The organism is Sphingopyxis sp. GW821-FHT12C06, from assembly GCF_058807415.1.
Map to the genome: position 1 here is coordinate 1,017,920 of NZ_JBXAQR010000001.1, position 15,885 is coordinate 1,033,804.

Consider the following 15,885-nt stretch of genomic DNA (forward strand, 5'->3'; position numbering starts at 1 on the left):
GCAAGTGCTTCGTCCGTTTCGCTTGAATTTATATCAACTGATATATATGAGAGACGACATCTCGTCGAGAGGGAGATGGACATTGATCACACGTGCGGCGCTCGACAATCTTTGGACCAGGGTGGAATCGCAACGCGAACGCGTTCCCGCGATGTATGGAAATGTCGATTTCCGGGCCGTTCCGGAACGTTTCACTGCGACGCCGGGCGATGCGACAGCCTTGTCGGGGAAATATGATCGCGACCGCGATGCGCTGCTCGCCGACGCCGACCGGGTCGAGTTCATCCGTGCCTATACGATGATCGGCGATGTCACCGCCGACGCCTATGCCGGCCTGATGCGTGAACATGGTTTTCGTGCGCTGGTCGACATGCTGACCAACGCCTGCGACCATGGTGTCGAGAATGTGCCGGGCGCACCGCCCGAACTCGTCGCCTTCATCAAGGATATGGAACGCATCCCCGACTGGCTCGACATGAAGCTGGTCGAAGAGGGCGCGCGGGTCGATCGCAATGCGGCGGCGAACCTTGGCCCGTTCATCATCCGCGGCGCCTTCATCGCGACCTTCATGAACAAATATGCCGCGCTGCCGATGGCGGTCACCGGCACGCTGTCGAGCCAGACTGCGGGACGACGCGTCAAGGATACCGCGACCTTCTTCACCACATCGGTGCTTCCGGGCGCGCTCGAACGCTTTGGCCCCGGCTTCAAATCGGCGGCGATGGTCCGGCTGATGCATTCGATGGTGCGGGCGAATGTGCTGCGGCGCCCGAAGGACTGGGACATGGGCGTCTATGGCATCCCCATTCCGCAGGTCGACCAGATGCCCGCCGGGCTGATCTCGGTCTTCCTCCTCTCGTACAAGATGATCGAGGAAGGGCGCACCCAGTTTACGCCGCGCGAGCGCGCGATGGTCGAACTCGCGCGCTATCGCTGCTTCCTGCTCGGATTGCCCGAGGAGCTGCTCGCCGATACACCGCAGGGGATCGTCGACCTGATGAATGCGCGCAGCGGCACATTGCGCAGCGGATATGACGACAGCACCTGCGGCGAATTGCTGCGCGCGACGATGGCGGCCGACCTGCGGCCGGACAATTCGCGGGGTGCGCGCGCCCATGAAATCTTCGAACTGGCCTTTGCCAAGCTGTTCTTCGTCAAAAGCTTCATGGGCGGCGACAAGGCGAAGGCGGCGTCGATCGGCGTGAAACTGACCTCGGGCGATGTCGCGCTCGCCGCGTTCGCGGGGCTGTTCATCTATGCCCGGATGCGCCTCTACGCGCTCGCGGCCTATATTCCCGGGGTGCGCGGCATCGCCGACCGCCGACTGGTCGCGAAGCTCAAGGCGCAACTCGTCAGCTATGGCCATGCCGAATTCACGACCGACGCTGCGCAATATCGCCCGTCGGCGGCCCCCGTTCCGGCCGAGTGATGCGGGGCGCCCACCGGGGCGCCCCGAACCTCACGCCGCCGGCGCGAAGGCTTCCATCATCCGCATGGCGTTGCTGTCGATCGGCTGAATGTTCAGGTCGGCGCGAATGCGGCTGATCGGATCGGCGATGCGCTGGTGCCAGGGAACCGCGATCAGTTCCTTGGTGGTGCGGCCGTGCCGCCATCCGTCGAACATTACGGTGAGCAATATGTCGGTCAGTTCCGGCGCATCGACTGCGGCCTTGGTTGCCACCGTGGCCAGAAAGCGCGTCGAGTAATTCTGGCCGAACTGGGCCATTTGAAAGCCTGAAATCGCGACTTCGCCGGCGGGCGTGAAGCCGTAACCGCCGACCAGATGCCAGATGTCGTGAAGCTGGAGGATGCGGCGGTTAGTGCGGTTTTGCGCCGGATAGTCGCCGGGCAGGACGACGGTGTCGGCGTCGATGACCTCGATGTCATAGCCATTGGCGTTGAGCATCGACAGCAGATCCTTGGCGAGGCTGTCTGCCGCATGGCTTTCCAGATCGGCGGTGGTCAGACGCACCTCGGGCTGGGCGATAAGGTCGTGGACCCCGTCGAATTCGAGCAGCGCCGCTTCGCAGCCATCGATCATCCGCTGATCATAATGATGGCCGAGCGCGACAACGGCCAGCGTCAGGTCGAGCTCGCCATCCTCGGTGGACCGCGGCCGCTCGATGATGGTCCAGAACGCGTCCCATAAGGGTCGCGGCAGTGCGATGCGCGGCTTTCCGGCCGTCACCCACGGCAAAGCCTTTGCGATATGCGCGGCGCGCCCGGCGCCGTCGCTGCTCGCCGCAGTGGCGGCCGCGATGGCGTCGAAGATCGGCACCTGCGCGACCGGATCGACGAAGGCGGCGGTCGTCATCAGCGCGGCGAGCCCCAATACCGGCTCCTCCGCCAGCGGCGGCCGGCCCGTCTCGACCCATTTTTCAAACTCGTTGCGCATCGACATGTCGATCATGGCCAAAGCCTCCCTATGCATCTGCTGCTAGATTGCACTATAAGAATAGAATGATCAACTTATATAGCTGGCGCTTCGCGCTGCAATGATTATAATCCGGGCATGAGCGAAGCATCCAAAGTCAGTTTTCCGAGGCGAACCGCGGCGAAAGCGCGGACGCGCCAGCGTATCGAGGAAGCCGCACGACGCCTGTTCGTGACGCTGGGCTATGGCGATGCGACGATGGCGGCGATCGCCGACGCGGCCGACATCCACATCACCACATTGTTCACCCATTTTGCGTCGAAGCGCGACCTTGCCGCTGCGATCGCGGTCCGGGCGGGCGAGCGTTTCGAGGAAGTGGTGACGACGCAGCGCGCGCAAGGCGTGCCGGTGCTGTCGTTCTGGCGCAATCAGGTCGCGCGGATCGCGCACGCTTATGAACGCGACGGTGATGGTCAGATCAACCTCGGGCGCGCACTTGCCGGAGAGCCCGAGTTGTTGCCGGTATGGTACGGGCATCAGCGGCTTCAGATCGATTTGATGACCGACTATATCGCCGACGAGCTTGGCATCGACCCCGCGAAGGATCGGCGCGCGCAAATGGCCGCCGCGATGCTTGTGGCGGGCGGACGTATGGCGTTCGACAGCTGGATGGAAAGCGGCCGGGCAGGCGATCTGGTTGCCGAGAATGAGCGGCTGCTCGACGCCGCCGAGGCTGTGCTTGCTGGCGGCCTGCCGCTGATCCGGCGTGAGATCTCCTGACGTCTGACCGTCTGTCATCACGCTCTGACGCCGATCCGCCCGATTATTCCGCGGCGGCTTCGCCGAGCTGCCGGATATTCTCCAGATGGCGCGACCGGTTGATCGGGTAATAGGCGAGGCAGATGATCGCGATGATCGTCGCGACCGACAGTGTCGCGATATAGATGCTCGCCAGCCCGTGGAGTGCGTCGACAGGGACATGGCCCGGCCGTGCATTCTCGGGAAATTTGACAAAGGCGAGCAAGAGCCCCGCGAGCATGATCCCCATGCCCGATATGGCCTTGTTAACCATCGTGGCGGCGGAAAATAGCAGGCCTTCGGAGCGGCGGCCGGTCTCGAGCTGGATCTGGTCGGTCACGTCGGCAACCATCGACACCGCAAGAATTCCGCCCGCGATGGTCGTCATCATCCCGAACGAGAATTGTCCCATCAACAGCCACAGTAGTAGCGGGTCGCCATTGGCCGGAAACAGGCCGCCGAGACGGAGCATCAAGGGTGTGACGCTGGAAATCAGCGACAAACCGAACATCAGCATCGCCGCCGGCTTCTTGCCGAAGCGCGCTGACAGCGGCAATACCACGACAAAGGCGAGCAGGATGCCGATGATCGCGGTCGACGCGACGGTGGCAATCTGGCTGGCGCTGAGTTCCCAGAAATAGGTTGAGAAATAGACGGCCAGCGACATGTTGAGCCCTGATGCCACAGCAAAGAACAGGCTGGCGAGCAGGATCGAAATATAGGCGGGGTGCACCAATATGCCGAGCATCTCGCGCAACATCTGTTTAATCGGCATCTTCTCGACCGGCGGCGGTGGCGGGCGTTTCAGCACCTCCTTTTGCGTTCCCAGCGACGAGATCAGCACCGAAAGCATCATGATCGCCGCCGCCACCCAGGCATAGGTGACATAGCCGTCGGCGTTCAGATGGCCGACCGGCTGCGCTGCCGTTGGCTGCAGGAAATAGCCGAAGGTCACGACGGTCATTGCGATGCCGCCACACACGCCGAAAAAGAAACGCGCGGCGACCAGCTTGGTGCGCTCGTCATAGTCGCTGGTGAATTCGGCGAGCAGCGCGGTTGACGGAATTTCATAGAGGCTGATCGAAAAGCGCACGAGGATTGCGGTGGTGACCAGCCACGCGAACTGCGCGCCGTGTGCCATCTCTGGCGGCATCCACAGCAGCAGGTACGACAGCGCGATCGGCAGCGCCGCTGCATACATGAAGGGGTGGCGCCGTCCCCAGCGCGTCCGGACATTGTCCGAATATTGGCCGAGCAACGGATCGAACAGCGCATCGGCGATCATCGCGATCATGATCGCCGATCCCACCCACGCCGCCGGAAGCCCGACGACCTGATTGTAGAACAGCATCAACAGGGCGTTGAAGCCATGATCCTTGATACCGAATGCGATCGTACCCGAGCCATAGAGAAGCCGCGTCGAAAGCGGCAACGTGCCGGCCGGGCGGGAGGGGGAGTTTGCCACCCGCCGCGCCTATCGGAACCGGTATTCGATCTGGAGGCCATAGGTTCGCGGCGGCGTCAGCGAATAGCTTTGCGCGACCGCCCGCGTCGGCGACGAGGCGAGCAAATTGCCCAGCGCGCTGTCATAGCCCGTGCTGTCGAACAGATTCTTCACATAGGCGATGACGCGGTAGCGGTCGTCGCGACCCGACCAGATCGCGCGCAGGTCGACCTGATCCCACGACGGCATGCGGTTATAGTCGCGGTTGAAGATGTTGCTGTACGCCGAACTGCGCCAGACATAATTGCCCGACAGCGAGAAGGTGCCCGGTTCGAACGCGATGCTGTACATCGCGTTGAGGGCAATCTTGTGGCGCGGCGTGTCGGACAGGCGTGCCCCGTCGACGCTTTGGGGTTGCTGGCCACCGACCGCCGGACCCGACGGCTGGGCACCCGGCTGGGTCGCCAGTGGATCCTGACCGTCAACGAAGCAGCATCCGTCGTCGATCCGCGAATGGCCAAAGCCATAGTTGAACGACAGCTGCAGCGGGTTCACCGGCTGCCACGCCAGTTCGACCTCGGCGCCATAGCTTTTCGACTTGGCGAGGTTGAAGAACTGGGTGAGCTGCGCGCCGCCCGGTTGCGACACGGTCAGCGGCACCTGAAGCCCCTGATAGTCGTAATAGAAACCCGCCAGATTGACGCGCAGCTGTTTGCCGATCGTGTGCTTGTACCCGGCTTCGAAGGCGTCGATATGCTCGGCCCCGGTCTGCGGCAGCGCTGAAATCCCGCCAGCGTTGAAGCCGCCTGACTTATAGCCGCGGCTGTAGCGCAGAAAGGCCAGCTGATCTTCGGTCGGTTGCCATTCGACCGCGACCGTGCCGGTCACCGCATCCCAGCTGTTCGCCAGGCCGCGGCGCGCGATACCGGTCGCCGGATCGATCGTGACGGGCGAGGCGACACCCGGCGCGGCGGCGAGCGAGATTTGCGATGCGGTGATATCGAACGCCGGGGTCAACGAACCATAGAGGTCGGGTGTAAAGCCCGGGACGCAGCCGAGGCAGAGGATGCGGAAAAACTCGTCGCCGCTCTTCTTGTCATGGGTGTAGCGCAGCCCGCCAGTCAGCCGCAGCGTGTCGGTGATCCGGTAATCGACCTGGCCGAACACGGCGGCCGATTTGGTGGTCAGCGTCGATGCGGCATAGACGAAATCGCCGAGCGGGTTGGCGGGGCCGTTGGCCGGCGCGCGAAGCTGCAGCTGGTTGGGCGCGTTGAAGCGCGATTCCTGCGCCAGCTTTTCCTGATAATAATAGACGCCGGCAACCCATTGCAGCGGCCCGTCGGTGTTGGATGTCAGATTGAGTTCGCCGCTGCCGAAGCTTTTCTTGTTGTTCAGGCCCAGTTGCGTCGACGGAAAGACGGCGAGCGGTCCGCAGAGCGGAGCGCAAAGGCTGCCGCCGGGCAAAGCATAGGAAATGACGCTGGTGCCATCGAGCTCGTAGATATTGTCGATGCGATATTTCTGATAGCCGCCGAGCAGGCGGACGTCGAAGCCTGGCAGGCTCCATTTGATGTCGCCGGCCGCGCCGAAATTGCCGCGCATTTTTTCGGTCTGCGTCGTGTCGGCGCTGAAATGCCTGATGTCGGTCGCGCCGGGCGTCAGCGGGCTGGGATCGAGTGCGACGACCCCCGGGATCAGATAGCCGAATGCCGCACCCGGAATGATCGACCCGGTGGGGTAGGGGGCGAAATCATAGGCGCCGATCCGGTTGAGATTGCGCGGGTTGAGGTCGGTGCTGCCGGTGAAGACCTTCGCCCACGCAACGATATCGGGGCCGAGATCGGCCTCCAGCTGGAGCTCGACATAACGGCGCTTGCCGCGGCCGCCCTCGCTCACCCCGCCGGCGTCATTCTTGAAATAGCCGCGGTTCTGTTTGGAGAAAGCGCCCGCCAGCCGCGAACGCAGCCCGTTCGTCAGCTCCCCCGAAACCGCAGCTTCCACCGTGTAGAGGCCGTAATTGCCCACCGTACCGCGCAGGTCGGCTTCAAACTCGTCGGTTGGCCGTTTGGAGATGGCGTTGATCGCGCCGCCGATCGAATTGCGCCCGTAGAGTGTGCCCTGCGGGCCGCGCAGCACTTCGATGCGCTCGATGAAGAAATCGGACGCGGCGATCGAACTGGTCGAAGCGTCATAAATGCCGTCGGTATAGGTCGAGACGCCGGGGTCGCTGCCGTTGGTGTTGGTCTGGCGCCCGATACCGCGGATGAAAACGCGGTCATTGCTCGCCGAGTAACTGAGCCCCGGGGTGAAATTCGCCACATCCTGAAGCGTGTTGATGCCGGCGAGTTGGCGGGCATCGGCGGTATAGGCCGATATCGCCAGCGGCACGTCCTGCAGATTGACGCTGCGTTTTTCCGCCGTGACGACGATTTCGGCGAGGCCCGAAGCCCCCTCCGTGGCTGCGGGTTGATCCGCTGCCGCTGTTGTCCCTTGCGTCTGCGCTGCAACCGGCATCGCAATGAATGCGACGCTCGCAAACATCCAAGAAATATTTCGCATACCACGCCTCTCCCGCCGCCAGCGATCCTGCTGGTCGATTATTGGCGCGATGGGCCCGCTGATACGGATCCCACGCTATTTACAGCGAAATGCCCTCACAGCATCCCCCCGGAGACATTGTTATCGGTGTTTTATATATGAGTCTATAACCATATATTGAACTTGTGCCATTTACCGGGAAGGCGAAGCCCTTCTGGCGCATTTCCGCGGTTTTGCAAGCGCCTGCATTGCCATCCTGTCCCTCTGGCAAGCGGGTAGAGTTGGCCTGAAAGGCCTTCGCTCTCGCTAACATTGCAATTATGATATTGATTTTTCTATGATGATAGAATCAACTGCGAAGCGACGGGCGCCACGATGAAGATGGCGGATATGGGGAGAGGCAGGATGAACGGACGGTTCCGCTCGAAATATGAGTCAGAATGCGGGAGCGCCCACTGATGGTCTCCACCGGTTCCACACTCGCCGACCTCAACGCGCGTCCCGTGCCCGACTGGTATCATGATGCCAAATTCGGGATTTTCATCCATTGGGGCGCTTTCGCCATTCCGGGCTTCGCGCCGCACGTCGGCTCGATCGGCGAGATATTTTCCAAAGACTATGACCGCGCGGTTGCGATGGCGCCTTATACCGAATGGTATTGGAACGCGATCAAGGTGCCGGGAACGCCCTCGGCCGAATTTCATAAAGCCAATTATGGTGACGCGCCCTACACCGACTTCAAGCAGCCGTTCGAGGAAGGGCTGAAACATTGGGATCCCGCCGCCTGGGCCGAGGCGTTTCGCGATGCCGGCGCGCGCTATGTCGTGCTCGTCACCAAGCATCATGACGGTCTGTGCCTGTGGCCGAGCGAGGTCGCCAACCGGCATCAGCAGGACTGGACTACCCGGCGCGACCTCGTCGGCGAACTGGCCGCAGCGGTGCGTGCCGCAGGCCTGCGCTTCGGAGTCTATTATTCGGGCGGGATCGACTGGACTTTCAACCGGCGCCCGATGCGGACGCTTGGCGATTTCATCGCCTCGACCCCCGGCGGCGACTATCCGGCCTATGCGATGGCGCAGGTGCGCGAACTGATCGATCGCTACGAACCATCGGTGCTGTGGAACGATATTTCGTGGCCGACGCGGCCCGGCCCCCTGTACCGATTGTTCGCCGACTATTATCGCGCGGTGCCCGAAGGGGTGGTCAATGACCGCTGGGTCGCCGGCAGCTTGCAGCGCGACCTGCTCAAATTCCCGCCGATGCGCCGCTATGTCGATCGCAAGCTCAAGGCGGCCCTGGGCAAGCAGAGTGAGGAGGATTCCAAGGGCATCATCCCGCCGCCGGTCCCGCACAGCGACTTTCGCACCCCCGAATATGCCGCCTTCGCCGAAATTCAGATCAAGAAGTGGGAAGCGACCCGCGGGATGAGCCACAGCTTCGGCTTCAACCGCAACGACAGCGAAGCCGATTATGCCAGCGCCGAAACGCTGATCCATGATTTCATCGATGCCGTGTCGCGCAACGGCAATCTCCTGCTCAACGTCGGGCCGCGCGCGACCGACGCCGGGATTCCGGGCGAACAACTCAGCCGCCTCAAGCAGTTCGGCGCATGGCTGCGCGCGAACGGCGACGCCATCTATGGCACCAGGCCGTGGACGCGATCGGATGGCGAGACCGAATGCGGGCAGGCGGTGCGCTTCACCGCCGCGCGGGGGCGCGTGAACCTGATTTTCAAAGGCCCCGTATCCTCCGCCCAATTGGTGGTGAAGAATCTCTCCATCACGGGCACCGCATCGCGCCTCGGTGATGGCAGTCCGGTCACGCTGCAGCCACGCGGACCGGATTTGCTGCTGACCTTCGCCGGTCCTTGCTCCGATCCGGTCGGGACCGCGGTGGCGGTGTCCGGCGATGGCGTGAACCTTGGCCAGCCGCCGGTTTGACCGGCACCGCGACGGCGTGTCGCCGACGATAATCCGGTCGGCGTTCGGGGCGCCGACCGATGCACCGGGCTCGTGCGGCAGGCATGATTTCTTTTTCCCCTTCCTTCTTGATAGGGGACGGGTAAAGCTGCCTTGTCCGCAATCGCAGGCAAGGCAGCGTTGGATAGAGGGGAGGGGCGCCCTTTGGTCATAGTTTCGGGCTGACGGCCCGGGCAGGAGTTTTACATATGCGAGCGACGCTCACAAATCTCGTGATGGCGGGATTTTACGCGCGATGAGTATTACGGCCGTCGCTGCGTTTCTTTTGTTGTCCGGGACACCGCCCGTTCCCGCCGATGTGGCACCCGAAAGCCTGACGAAGGTCGAACCGCAGCGGATCGAGGCTGGCCCGGTGCCGCCGGTGGTCGTGCCGACAATCGGAACTGTCCCGCCTTCCGCTTCGGATACAGCCGCAACATCCGGTGGCGAACCGCCGGCCGAAATGCCGCCGTCGCCGGATGATATTGTGGTGACCGCACGTGGAGAGGCGCCGCCGGGCGATCCGCTGCAAGAGGTTAACATCACGTCGTACCGGATGGTTCAGTCGGTCGACAAGGCGCTCGTGGCTCCGGTCGCCACGGGCTATCAGGGCATCGTCCCCGAACCTGTTCGCGACGGGCTTGGCAATGCGCTGCGGAACCTGAGCGAACCCGTCAATTTTCTGAACTTTCTGTTGCAGTTCAAGATCGGCAAGGCCGCCGAGACCCTCGGCCGCTTCGTCGTCAACACGACCTTCGGCGTCGGGGGGCTGTTCGACGTCGCCAAGACGAAGCCGTTCGATCTGCCCTATCGCCGCAATGGCTTTGCCAATACATTGGGCTTTTACGGCGTCGAGCCCGGCCCTTTTTTCTACCTTCCGCTCGTCGGGCCGACGACATTGCGCGACATGGTCGGTAACAGCATCGACCTGCTCGTCGTGCCGACCACCGTCGGCACGCCTTTCAACCGCTTGGCTTATTCGGTTCCGACAACGGTGGTCAAGCAGCTCAACGATCGCATCGAGGGCGATGCCCAGATCCAGCGCATGCAGGAAGAAAGTCTCGATCCTTACGTCGAAACGCGCACCCTCTATCTCGAAATGCGCCAACGCGAAATCGACGCGTTGAAAGGCAAGGGCCACGACATCGCCGTTGCTGCTCCCCAAGCCGAAACCACGGCTCGGCCGGCCCAACCCTTATCCGGTCCTGTAATCCCCATCGCGGGGGAGCCGACGGGAGTTGAAACGCCGAAGGCGGATGACATGCCTCCGCTTTCAGCCAGCACCAATGCGGACATTCTTCGCGATGCCCCGGTGCCGGCCACTGTGGAATAGGCGCTACCGGCCTTTGGCAGCGTCCCTTGAGTCATGTCCGACTTTCGCAAGATGCTTTTGAATTTGCGACAGTTCGGAGTGGCTGACGGGATGCAGGATGCCCTCTTCGATCAGGCGGGCCATGTCTTCGCGATCCAAATCGAGCCATTCCCGGACAATGTCGCCGGTTTGCTCTCCCATCAGGGGAGCCGGGGCGGGCGATAGCGTCGGCTGATCGCGATGCCGGGCGGCGCGGCGTTCCGAGACAACCGGGTCGGCCAGATGGGGATGCGCGTCGCGGCGATAGCCGTCGCGCTCGCGGGCATAGACGAAATCGGGAAGGTCGGCGACGCGCAGCATCGGCGCCGCGGCGATACCGGCAGCCTGCAAGGCGCTGGCGCTATCCATAGCGTCGCGGGCTGCGATCCATTCGGCCAGCCGGTCATGCAGATCGGACGGTTGTTTGCCGAGAATCGACTGGAGCCTCGCGTCGTCGTCCGTGCCGCGGATCGTGACGACGCACCATTCATCGTCTCCGGCGGCTGGAAACACCGCGGAGGCGCGCTGCAATTGGCTGCTCGATGCAGGCAGGTCGCGCGCCACCAGATGCGATGCGAACTGCGTCAGCATCACCTCGGCCTGCGAAACGCTGGCAACGCCGCCGCGTGCGGTGCGCTCGCGCCGGATGAGCAGCGCGACCGCGCCCAATGCGCTGATCCGGCCCGCGACATGGTCGGGATAGACCGTCACGGCATCGCTGAAGCTTTCGGGATCATCGTCATAGCGCCACATCGCGGTCAGACCCGTCGCGGCGCGCACCAGCGGGCCATAGCCCAGCCGCTTCGCCCACGGCCCGGTCGGGCCGAACGCCGAACTGTCGGCCATCACCAGCCGCGGATTGGTTGCGGCGAGCAGGTCGGGACCGATGCCGAGCGAATCCAGCGTGCCGGGCTTGAAATTCGACAGCAGCACGTCGGCCTGTTTCACGAGGTCGAAAAACAGCGCGCGGCCCTTTTCGTGGCGCAGGTCGAGCCCGAGGCTGCGTTTGCCCCGGTGCCCCGCGGCAAAGCTCGTGGACAGGCCATAGGGCAGATAGGATTGGCGCGACCCGTCGGGAAAGGCCGCGCTTTCGACCTTGATGACGTCGGCACCGCCGTCGGCGAACATGCGCCCGGCTTCGGCGCCGACGACGATGACGCCGAGGTCGAGGACCTTCAGTCCTTCAAAGGGCAGGGCGATCGCCGTCGTGCCCGGAACCGGAGCCGCCGCCGTGGCGAGGGCATCCTGCGGACCCATGCGCGCGCCGTCGATGGTCAGCACGCCATTGGGCAGCGCCACACGGCTGCCGTCGGCGAGGGTGATCCCGGTGAGCGCATCTCGCGCCGCGACCTGATCGCTCGCCGCAAATTCGGCGAAGCTCAGCATCGTCGCGATGGGAACGCCATGCGCCTGGCCTTCGGCCTCAAGGTCCGCGCGCAAACGCGGCGCGAAGAACGCGCCCAGCGCTTCCTGTAGCTCCTCCGACTGCTGGCGAATGTTCATCTTCGCAAATTCAGGGGCGGCAAAGGCTGCGGGTTCGCCCATCCAGCGGAACATGCCCTGCCACTGGCGCGGCGCGAGCAGACAGATGCGAATCTGGCCATCGGCGCAGGCGAAGATCGGATATTGTGTGCCTTTCGCGGGCCGGTCGCGCGACAGCAGGTGAGCGGGGCGGCCCATCGTCGCGCTGCCGTTGATGCCATAGCCGGGGTCGAGCGCCTGCATCGCGCCGTCGAGCGCCGAAAAATCGACAAGGTCGCCGCGTCCCGAGCGCAGCGCGCGATAATAAGCGGCGGCCACCACATAGGCGCCCTGCGCCGCCGCGCATTGCCACGCTAGCTCGCCTGGCGGCAGTAACGGCGCGTGGCCGCGAATGCCCGACCGCGACAGCCCGCCCGACAGCGCGTGGAGCACCGCGTCGCTCGCCTGCCAGTCGCTCAGGCTGTTTCCGGCGCCGAAATCGCTGACGTGCATCAGGACGAGCGCGGGGTTGGCCGCGGCGAGACTTTCATAGTCCAGCGACGCTTCGGGCGGCGCGACGACGATGTTGGCGGCTGTCAACATGTCATCGCTTACCGCTTCGGCATGAACGACCTTGCCGGCATTGGCGGCAATGTCGGCGGCGTCGGGCGCGGCCGGCGGTGGTACGAAGCGATCGACCCGCGCGCCGAGTTCGGCGAGATAGCGGGTGATCGGCGCCATCGGGCCCGCGACCAGATCGATGACGCGCACCCCGGCCAGCGGGCGATCGACGCTCATGGCGCGTTCCGCTCAAATTGCGGCAGGCCGGCGGGAATCTCGACCCATGGCAGTGCCGAGGCGGTCCACACATGCACTGCGGGCGTGAAGCGGCCGGGATCGTCGGCGGTGCCCGCCTTGACGATCGCGATTTTGGGCGCGGCGGCGGACAGCGACCGGATCGGCGAACCGCAGGTCGCGCAGAACTGGCGCAAGACCGGGGCGCCGCTTTCGGTGTCGCGATCCTCATAAGTGGTGAGATTGCCGGTCAGCTCCATCGCATCGGCGCGCACCACGACATTGACCGAAAAGGCGCTGCCCGACTGGCGGCGGCAATTGCTGCAATGGCAGACCGCAACCGCCATCGGGGCGCCCGTCAGGCGGTATCGCACCGATCCGCAATTGCATCCGCCTTCGATTTCAGCCTCCGACATCGCCATTCTCCCGTTTCGCTTTTCTGGTTGCGCTTTTATCTAACGTCATTAGTTTGTAAAGTCCGTATGGAAGACCATGCTGGGCGATACGCCGGCTGGCAATGTGGTGGAGAGACGAATGAGCGACAATCTTGCGATGACGATCGACGGGCGTGCGGTCCATGCGGCCGCGACGATCGATGTGCGCAATCCGGCGACGGGCGAAGTCTTTGCTCGGGCGCCCGATGCCACCGCCGCCGACCTCGATGCCGCGGTCGCCGCCGCGACGCGCGCTTTCCCCGCATGGCGCGACACCCCGATCGCCGACCGCAAAGCCTGCCTCGTTCGCGCCGCCGACATCATCGACGCGCATGCCGACGAGCTTGCGGCGCTGTTCGTCCGCGAACAGGGGCGCCCGCTCCCCGGCGCGAAAGCCGAAATCCGCGGTGCCGCGATGTGGATGAAGGCGACGACCATGCTCGACATCCCCGTCGACGTCACCGAGGACAGCGATACCCGCCGCGTCGAGGTGCATCATGTCCCGCTCGGCGTCGTGTGCGGGATCGTGCCGTGGAATTTCCCGGTGCTGCTCGCCTCGTGGAAAATCGGTCCGGCGCTGATGGCGGGCAATACGCTCGTCCTCAAACCCTCGCCCTTCACCCCGCTGTGCACTTTGCGCATCGGCGAACTGATCCGCGACGTCTTCCCGGCGGGCGTGTTCAACATCATCTGCGGCGGCGACGCGCTCGGCCCGCTGATGACCGCGCATCCGGGCTTCGCCAAGATCAGTTTCACCGGATCGACCGCGACCGGACGCCGCGTGATGGAATCGGCGGCGAAGGATTTGAAGCGAATTACGCTCGAACTCGGCGGAAACGACGCCGCGATCGTGCTTCCGGACGTCGATCTTAACACTGTTGCGGCGCAATTGTTCGAGGGCGCCTTCCACAACACTGCGCAGGTCTGCGTTGCGACCAAGCGTCTGTATATCCACGCCGATATTTACGATGCCTTGCGCGACCGCCTCCACCAGCTCGCGAAAGACCTCCCCGTCGGCGACGGCGCAGAGCAGGGCAACCGCTACGGCCCGGTCCAGAACGAACCCCAATACCGCCGCGTACTGGCCCTCCTCGACGATGCGCGCGCCAATGGCCTGACTTTGCTCGAAGGCGGGCCGGTGCCCGATGTTGGCTATTTTGTCCCGCTGACCCTCATCGACAATCCGCCCGAGGACAGCCGGGTCGTCGTCGAGGAAGCCTTTGGCCCCGTATTGCCGCTGCTGAAATTTGACAATGTTGACGATGTTATCATGCGCGCCAACGACAGCGAATATGGCCTCGCTGGCGCGGTCTGGTCGGCCGATATAGCGGCGGCGACCGCGATCGCGCACCGGCTCGACACCGGGACGGTGTGGATCAACCAGAACCTCCAATCGACCCCCTTCACACCGCTCGCGGGTGCGAAACAGTCGGGCTTCGGGCAGGAAAATGGCGTACCCGGCCTGCTCGAATTCACCCGGCCCAAGGCAATCTTCATCCCGAAGGCGGCATGACATGGCGCAGCTGAGCCCCGCCGACGAAGCATTCCGGGACGAAGTCCGCAGCTTCTTCGCCGCCGAACTGACCCCGGCGCTTCGCCGCGCGGGGCGGCTGATGACCAGCGTCTATGCCGACCATGAATCGCAAATGGCGTGGCAGGCGAAATTGCATGCGCGGGGCTGGGCCGCCCCCGCCTGGCCCGCCGAACATGGCGGCTGCGACTGGAGCGTCGTCCAGCATCATATCTTCGCCAGCGAGCGCGTCCGCGCCGGCGCGCCGCCGGTGTCGCCGATGGGGATCAAGATGTGCGGTCCCGCGATCATCGGCTTCGGGACCGACGAACAAAAGGCCTTCTTCCTGCCGCGCATGCTGTCGGGCGAACATTTCTGGTGTCAGGGCTATTCGGAGCCCGGCGCGGGGTCGGACCTCGCGGCGCTGCAAATGAAGGCGGTGCGCGACGGCGACGACCTTGTCTGCACCGGCACCAAAATCTGGACGACCCATGCCAATGTCGCCAACTGGATCTTCTGCCTCGTCCGCACGGCGAAGAGCGAACGCAAGCAGCAGGGCATCACCTTCCTGCTCATCGACATGACCTCGCCGGGTATCGAGGTGCGTCCGATCATCATGGCGTCGGGCGAGCATATTCAGAACGAGATTTTCTTCGACAATGTTCGCGTTCCGGTCGCCAATATACTGGGTCAGATCGACCAGGGCTGGACCGTCGCCAAATATCTGCTCGAATTCGAACGCGGCGGCAGCGCCTATGCGCCCGAGATCGAGGTCGCGCTGGACGAACTGGCACAGCAGGTCACTGCGCAGCCGTCGGGGCCGGGGCGCGGATTGCTCGACGCGCGGATCGCCGAGGCGCGCATCCGCTGCGACATTCTCGCGCGGCTCGAAAACGACATTCTCTCGCGCCTGTCGGCGGGATCGCCGGCGGGAACCGATGCGTCGATGATGAAGATTCTCGGCACCGAATTGCAACAGCGCGTGACCGAACTGGCGCTCGAAGCCGCAGGGCCGCTCGCGCGCGCCTTCCAGCCCGGCGTCGCAATGCCCGGCGGGCCGATCCCCGGCCTCGCCGCCGACGATTATTGCAGCGGCGAAGTGTGGCAGGCAATCGCGCCGCTCCACTATCTCAACGAACGCGCGAGCACGATCTACGCCGGGACGAACGAGATTCAGCGCAATATTCTGGCGAAGGCCGAACTGGGGATTTAGTCTTCGATC

The 15,885-nt window shown here is 63.9% G+C and carries 11 protein-coding genes; 6 read left to right on the forward strand and 5 right to left on the reverse strand.

Annotation, left to right across the window (positions count from 1 at the left end):
- Positions 1-82: 82 nt before the first annotated feature.
- Positions 83-1,429: an oxygenase MpaB family protein gene (locus tag AC1RRJ_RS04595; RefSeq protein ID WP_493120530.1), complete on the forward strand. Its 1,347-nt coding sequence runs from the start codon at positions 83-85 to the stop codon at positions 1,427-1,429.
- A 30-nt stretch (positions 1,430-1,459) separates the two neighbouring features.
- Here the strand turns inward: AC1RRJ_RS04595 and AC1RRJ_RS04600 are convergent, their stop codons facing one another.
- Positions 1,460-2,410 carry a Coq4 family protein gene (locus tag AC1RRJ_RS04600; protein ID WP_493120531.1) on the reverse strand — a complete coding sequence of 317 codons (951 nt, stop codon included), beginning with the start codon at positions 2,408-2,410 and terminating at the stop codon, positions 1,460-1,462.
- Between the two features lie 102 nt (positions 2,411-2,512).
- On the opposite strand from AC1RRJ_RS04600, the gene AC1RRJ_RS04605 reads away from it, so the two are divergent.
- Entirely contained in the window at positions 2,513-3,154 is a 642-nt protein-coding gene (locus AC1RRJ_RS04605; RefSeq protein WP_493120533.1) for a TetR/AcrR family transcriptional regulator, read from the forward strand.
- Between the two features lie 43 nt (positions 3,155-3,197).
- On the opposite strand, the gene AC1RRJ_RS04610 is transcribed toward AC1RRJ_RS04605, so the two are convergent.
- A complete protein-coding gene (locus AC1RRJ_RS04610; protein WP_493120534.1) occupies positions 3,198-4,637 on the reverse strand; it encodes an MFS transporter in 1,440 nt (479 codons plus the stop codon).
- A 9-nt stretch (positions 4,638-4,646) separates the two neighbouring features.
- Complete coding sequence (locus AC1RRJ_RS04615; RefSeq protein WP_493120535.1) at positions 4,647-7,175, reverse strand: TonB-dependent receptor; 2,529 nt, start codon at positions 7,173-7,175, stop codon at positions 4,647-4,649.
- Between the two features lie 437 nt (positions 7,176-7,612).
- Here AC1RRJ_RS04615 and AC1RRJ_RS04620 point away from each other — a divergent pair, with 437 nt between their 5' ends.
- Together AC1RRJ_RS04620 and AC1RRJ_RS04625 are read left to right on the forward strand one after the other, a co-directional pair.
- Positions 7,613-9,094 carry an alpha-L-fucosidase gene (locus AC1RRJ_RS04620; RefSeq protein WP_493120536.1) on the forward strand — a complete coding sequence of 494 codons (1,482 nt, stop codon included), beginning with the start codon at positions 7,613-7,615 and terminating at the stop codon, positions 9,092-9,094.
- Positions 9,095-9,368: 274 nt separating this feature from the next.
- On the forward strand, positions 9,369-10,445 hold the full coding sequence (locus AC1RRJ_RS04625) for an MlaA family lipoprotein (protein ID WP_493120537.1): 1,077 nt from the start codon (positions 9,369-9,371) through the stop codon (positions 10,443-10,445).
- A 3-nt stretch (positions 10,446-10,448) separates the two neighbouring features.
- Here AC1RRJ_RS04625 and AC1RRJ_RS04630 read toward each other — a convergent pair whose 3' ends face one another.
- Together AC1RRJ_RS04630 and AC1RRJ_RS04635 are read right to left on the reverse strand one after the other, a co-directional pair.
- Entirely contained in the window at positions 10,449-12,722 is a 2,274-nt protein-coding gene (locus AC1RRJ_RS04630; RefSeq protein WP_493120538.1) for a CaiB/BaiF CoA-transferase family protein, read from the reverse strand.
- Positions 12,719-13,135, reverse strand: coding sequence for a GFA family protein (locus tag AC1RRJ_RS04635; protein WP_493120539.1), 417 nt, complete (start codon positions 13,133-13,135; stop codon positions 12,719-12,721). Before AC1RRJ_RS04635 ends, AC1RRJ_RS04630 begins: the two co-directional genes overlap by 4 nt.
- Positions 13,136-13,253: 118 nt before the next feature.
- Between AC1RRJ_RS04635 and AC1RRJ_RS04640 the strand changes: the two genes are divergently transcribed.
- A complete protein-coding gene (locus AC1RRJ_RS04640) occupies positions 13,254-14,666 on the forward strand; it encodes an aldehyde dehydrogenase family protein (protein ID WP_493120541.1) in 1,413 nt (470 codons plus the stop codon).
- A 1-nt stretch (position 14,667) separates the two neighbouring features.
- The gene (locus AC1RRJ_RS04645; protein ID WP_493120542.1) at positions 14,668-15,876 is read left to right on the forward strand and encodes an acyl-CoA dehydrogenase family protein; all 1,209 of its coding nucleotides are present in this window, start codon (positions 14,668-14,670) and stop codon (positions 15,874-15,876) included.
- The last annotated feature ends 9 nt before the right edge of the window (positions 15,877-15,885 follow it).

Coding starts and splice junctions, on each gene's coding strand:
- AC1RRJ_RS04600 (WP_493120531.1), bottom strand. CDS start 2,410: ATGATCGACATGTCGATGCGCAACGAGTTTGAAAAATGGGTCGAGACG.
- AC1RRJ_RS04605 (WP_493120533.1), top strand. CDS start 2,513: ATGAGCGAAGCATCCAAAGTCAGTTTTCCGAGGCGAACCGCGGCGAAA.
- AC1RRJ_RS04615 (WP_493120535.1), bottom strand. CDS start 7,175: ATGCGAAATATTTCTTGGATGTTTGCGAGCGTCGCATTCATTGCGATG.
- AC1RRJ_RS04620 (WP_493120536.1), top strand. CDS start 7,613: ATGGTCTCCACCGGTTCCACACTCGCCGACCTCAACGCGCGTCCCGTG.
- AC1RRJ_RS04625 (WP_493120537.1), top strand. CDS start 9,369: ATGAGTATTACGGCCGTCGCTGCGTTTCTTTTGTTGTCCGGGACACCG.
- AC1RRJ_RS04630 (WP_493120538.1), bottom strand. CDS start 12,722: ATGAGCGTCGATCGCCCGCTGGCCGGGGTGCGCGTCATCGATCTGGTC.
- AC1RRJ_RS04635 (WP_493120539.1), bottom strand. CDS start 13,135: ATGTCGGAGGCTGAAATCGAAGGCGGATGCAATTGCGGATCGGTGCGA.
- AC1RRJ_RS04640 (WP_493120541.1), top strand. CDS start 13,254: ATGAGCGACAATCTTGCGATGACGATCGACGGGCGTGCGGTCCATGCG.
- AC1RRJ_RS04645 (WP_493120542.1), top strand. CDS start 14,668: ATGGCGCAGCTGAGCCCCGCCGACGAAGCATTCCGGGACGAAGTCCGC.